At 61.6% G+C, this 5064-nt stretch carries 4 protein-coding genes and 1 pseudogene; all 5 read left to right on the plus strand.

Features of this window, described 5'->3' with window-relative positions; translation table 11 throughout:
- The coding region (locus NBW77_RS21735; RefSeq protein ID WP_250280262.1) for a galactose oxidase early set domain-containing protein at positions 1 to 1420 on the plus strand (1420 nt) is incomplete at its 5' end.
- Positions 1417 to 1836 (plus strand): hypothetical protein, encoded by a 420-nt coding sequence (locus NBW77_RS21740; RefSeq protein WP_131749261.1) that lies wholly within the window; start codon positions 1417 to 1419, stop codon positions 1834 to 1836. The genes NBW77_RS21735 and NBW77_RS21740, both read left to right, overlap by 4 nt.
- A gap of 289 nt (positions 1837 to 2125) precedes the next feature.
- Entirely contained in the window at positions 2126 to 2674 is a 549-nt protein-coding gene (locus NBW77_RS21745; protein WP_242606140.1) for an SCO family protein, read from the plus strand.
- A gap of 359 nt (positions 2675 to 3033) precedes the next feature.
- Positions 3034 to 4608, plus strand: a complete 1575-nt coding sequence (locus NBW77_RS21750; protein WP_250280263.1) for a glycosyltransferase — start codon at positions 3034 to 3036, stop codon at positions 4606 to 4608.
- Positions 4605 to 5064 (plus strand): annotated as a pseudogene (locus NBW77_RS21755) (4-amino-4-deoxy-L-arabinose transferase); the annotation flags it as partial. The gene NBW77_RS21750 and the pseudogene NBW77_RS21755, both read left to right, overlap by 4 nt.

Consider the following 5064-nt stretch of genomic DNA (forward strand, 5'->3'; position numbering starts at 1 on the left):
AGGTGACTGCGACGGTTCATGGGTGGTTCTGCCGTACAAGTCTCCGGTGCGGTCCATTCACGCCACCGTGCTGCGCACCGGAAACGTTCTGCTTGTCGCAGGCTCCGGCAACAACGGGACCGCCGCCGCGAACAACGAGTTCGTCTCGAAGGTCTGGAATCCATCCAACGGCGAGTTCGCGGACGTTCCCACCCAGGAGGACCTCTTCTGCGTGGGGCACACCCAGCTATCCGACGGGCGGATCCTACTGGCCGGTGGCACGCTCGCTTATCCGACACCCACCACCAACTACAAGGGCCTCGCAAGCAGCTACATATTCGACCCGATGACGAACACTTACACCAAGACGAACGACACACCGGGTGGCGGGCACTGGTACCCCTCCCTGGTGAACCTTGGTAACGGTGACGTCTTCGGCACCGGCGGGCTCAACGAAAACGGTTCGGGGAACGTTTCCGTCGAGATGTTCGACACGAAGAAAGGCCAATGGAAGCCTTTCAACGAGGTACCGCAGACGTATTTCTACTGGGGCCTGTACCCGAATATGGTGCTGATGTCGGACGGCCGGCTCTTCTACGCCGGGACGCACACTTTCGGTAACGCGCTACCGAACACGTCGGGTTCGGAGATCTACGACATCGATACCGGGACGATCACTGATGTTCCGGGCCTGCGGGATATCAACTTCCGGGACCAGGGTGCCACCGTGCTGCTACCACCGGCACAGGCACAGAAGGTAGCTGACTTCGGTGGTGGTAATTCCTACAGTGATCTCGACCCGACCAATCACACGGATATCATCGATCTCAGCAAGGAAGATCCGCAGTGGACCGCCGGGCCGGACCTGCCGGCTGCCAAGATGTACGTGAATGCTGTCATCCTTCCTGACGGAAAGGTTTTCGAGACCGGCGGGGCGAAGCACAACTATCCCGAGTTCGCTGTGCATGAGGCATCCATCTACGACCCGGTCGCCAACTCGTTCAGATCGGTTCCGGCCGATTCGCAGGACCGGATGTACCATTCAGAGGCATTTCTCCTCCCGGATGGCAGGGTGGCCGCGATCGGGAATAACCCGGCAACCGGCGCATTCGATCTCGGTATTTCGATCTATTCGCCCTGGTACATGTCGAGGAATCGCCCCACTATTTCCAACGCTGGTGATCAGTTCGACTACGGGTCGACCCAGAAACTGACCGTCAGCGGAAATATCGGTCGCGTCACGCTGATCCGGCCGGCCTCGGTCACCCATCAGTCCGACCCGAATCAGCGCAGTGTCGACCTGCCTATATCGGGAGCCGGTACCGATATCAGCGTGGCGGTGCCGAACAACCCGAACATGGTTCCGGCCGGCTATTACATGATGTTCGTCCAGGATATGAACGGGGTACCGTCCGTGGCGAAATGGGTGCATGTCGGATGACCAGGGGAAGAATTATCCTCGGCACGGCCACGGTGATATGTGCCACGGTCGGGCTGCTGGTCGGCCTGCATGTCACAGGTTCGAATCCGAGCGATCAGAACGGCAGTCACCCGGTTGCGGTCCAGCATTCGCTCGGGTCGGGGAACCGGGATCTCAGCGGTCGGATCCAGCCGCATGGAAATGGCAGACCGTCCCCGGCGACCCTGTGGGTGGACGGCTGTGATCACAACTACGCGGATGTGGCAGGAAACTTGAACGTCTGCGTTCCGAAGGTCGCTCCCGGCGGCCACGCCGTCGACTGCGAGTTCTTGCGGTCGGCCGGGTTCGGACCGCTGAAGGTCACCGGCATGGACGACAAGCATCTTGCCGGCCCGGGGAAGACGGCTCCCCGCGGCGCGACAGTCTGCGCCGACTAGCCGCTGGTCACCAGGCCGAAGGGCGCGCGATCATTTCTTTTTTCGCGCGCCCAGAGGCCCCAAGGAAACCCAGAAAGGCCGAAAACATGTCCTGCGGTTCAATGCACGGGTCGATGCAATGAGGTCGGCCCTCCGCTGGATCGCGACCGTGGCGTTGTTCTGTCTCGCCGGGTGTGGTGGCTCGTCCACAAACGAGAAACCACACTCGGTGGTATCCGGTGGCGCGCACGAGCCCGGTTCAGTGCGCCCCACGGCGGTTGGCGGAGAGTGGCACGGCACAGTTCCGAAGGTGCTGAATCATCGGCCGTCGTTCACTCTTGTCGATACCTCCGGGCAGAGCTTCGACTTTGCCAAGGAAACCGCCGGGCACGCCACACTTCTCTTCTTCGGCTACACCAACTGCCCGAACGTCTGCCCGACGACAATGGCTGACATAGCGGCTGCTAAACAGCTCGTGAGCGCGAATGTCGGTTCCGCGTTGAAGGTCGTTTTTGTGACGACCGACCCAAAGCGTGACACCGAACCCGTGCTCCGAAGATGGCTGAACCAGTTCGACTCCTCGTTCATCGGACTCACCGGCTCGCCGGAGCAGCTTGTAGCCGCCCAGCAGGCGGCTGGTGTGCCGCTCGCGCAGGCGCAGCAGGTACCGGGCGGCCGGTACGAGGTGGCGCACGCGGCACAGGTTGCCGCGTACGGCGCCGATGACATCGAGCGCGTTCTCTACTTTGCCCGTACAACGGTCGCCGACTACGCGGCAGACCTACCGAGGCTGGTCGCCACCTTCGGTATCCAGTCGCCGCCGGCCGCTTACCCCGATCTTTCAGGTAGGAATCAGTGAACCCCAACCAGGCGCTTGCCCCGCCACAGCCGTTCCGGACCCGCCTTCCCGGGACGCCGAGACCTCTGCGATTCGTAGCCAGCGGTGGGATCAGCGTGTTCGTACGGGTCATGACGATGGTCGTACTCGTGCAGCTTCTGGATATCGGTAACCGGACTGCATATGAATACTCGGTAGTGTCCACGACATTTCTGCTCTGGGGTTTGGACCGCAACTTCACCTGGCGTCGACAGGACGGCAGCCGAGTGTGGTCCGCTGTCGCGCGGCTCTCGACCGAAGCAGTGGGTTGGCTTGTATTCGTTGGCCTGACCAGGTCGGATGTCAGCACACCGGCCGTCGGCCGGATCAGTATGCATGAGGTGCTGGTCGACCTGGTAAGCGCCGTCGTGGTGACTTTCACCCACCTCGTGGTCTGCACCTGGCTCGTCTTCGGGGCCGCGCAGAAAAACTCTGCCCAGAGCAGGACCGCCCGGAGAAAAGCCGCCGCGAACACCACGCTCGCCCGTATCCTACGCGGCTGCCTGGTCCTGCCGATGCTGCCGCTGCTGGTCGTGACAACCCACGCAGCCTATCTGAACCGTGACGACGTGGCGCTCGGAATGTGGACGGCAGTGTCGCTCGTGATGCTGGTGGTTGCCGGGCTGACCCTGGTACGGGCGCAGTACAGCTGGCAGTTTCCGGAACGGGTAGATCATGTCGATCTCGATGACCGGGCGCCGGCTCGACATTCCTTCTCACTGATCGTGCCCGCGCGAGAGGAGCCGGTTCTTGGCCGGACCCTCGCCCAGGTACTGACGGGGGACTATCCGCAGGATCTGGTCCAGCTGGTCGTGGTCGTCTCCGATGACGACGTCGACCGGGAAACCCGTGAAGTGGCACAAAGCTTCGCGGACCGTTACTCGAACGTGAAGATCGTGACACCGGGCGGTGCGATACGGAGCAAACCGATTTCGCTCGAGGACGCACGGAAGAACTGCGACGGCGATCTGATCGGCATTGTCGACGCGGAATCCCTAATTTCCCGCGGACTACTCAGTCACGTCAACACATTGGCTGTGAACCACCCCAAAACCGGGATTTTTCAGGGTGGTGTACAACTGATGAACTTCCGCGGTGAAAAATGGCGGAGGCCAGCGTCAGGTGGACCGTTGCACGCGTTGGCCGACTGGTTCAACACGGGTACTTCATGGTGGCGGGCACGCAATTGTATGGAGTACTACATCTGGTTCATGTCGAGGCTGCGGTACCAGGCCGTCGCACGATTTATCCCACTCGGCGGCAATACCGTGTTCGTCCGGAGAGAAGTTCTCGACCAGCTCGGCGGGTGGGATGTCTCTTGCCTGACGGAGGACTGCGACCTTGGCGTGCGTGCCTCGGTAGCAGGCATTGAAACCACGGTCTTCTATCATCCCGACCTGACGACCCAGGAGGAGACACCGGAGAGCCTGGGCAAGCTGGTAGTGCAGCGCACCCGGTGGATGATGGGTTTCATCCAGGTTTTCCAGAAGGGCGACTGGCGCCGGCTACCGGGCCTGCGGCAGCGAGTTCTCGCGGCTGAACTGCTGTTGATGCCATTCTTTCAGGCCGTTGCCGGCCTGGCCCTGCCGACATCGGTCCTGCTCACTTTTCTTCTGCGGGGTTCGGTGGGACTCGTCATCATCTTCTGGCTGCCCCTGATGGTTATGGTCATGATGACGGTAACCGAACAGGCTGCGTTCCGTGAGTTTGCTGACGCATACCGGCTGAAGGTGGGCCCGCTGGACAGCGCCCGCCTGATAGTGAGTGCACCGGTCTACCAGCTCGTCCTTTCGGTGGCAGCGATACGGGCCGCGGCACGTCTGCTTCAGGGCAAGCTCGAATGGGAAAAGACGACACATGCCGGTGCCCACCACGTGGTAATGCTGGGTTCGTCGGAGCTCGAGGGGGTCTCGTGACCACAGCCACGCTTCCGGTAGTCGACACCGGCACCGGTGCCGATCTCGACGGTATCCGGCACGGCCGGCGACTCGGAAATGTCGCGGCCGGCGCACGAACCAGGGTAACAGCCTGGCTGCTCGTGCACTGGCAGAGTATTATCCTGCTCACCGTAATTCTCGTTGTCTGCGGTCTGGTCCACGGCATCAATCGGGACGGTTGGCCGGGCCGGGTCAACGATGACGAGGGCACCTATACGGCACAGGCATACGCCATGGAATACTGGGGTCAGATCGCCCATTACACATACTGGTATGACCATCCCTTCGGCGGATGGCTTCTCATCGCTATTTACACGACTTTCACGAACGCGTTCGAGCGGGCGCCAACGGCGGTGACCGCCGCGCGGGAGTGCATGTTCGTCGTCCATCTTTTCAGCTGCGCGCTGCTTTATCTTCTCGCTCGTCGCCTTGGGC

It is taken from the genome of Frankia sp. Cppng1_Ct_nod (assembly GCF_920656135.1).
GTDB lineage: Bacteria > Actinomycetota > Actinomycetes > Frankiales > Frankiaceae > Protofrankia > Protofrankia meridionalis.

What these genes read in the sequence shown, in the direction of transcription:
- NBW77_RS21740 (WP_131749261.1), top strand. Translation starts at nt 1,417, where the DNA reads ATGACCAGGGGAAGAATTATCCTCGGCACGGCCACGGTGATATGTGCC.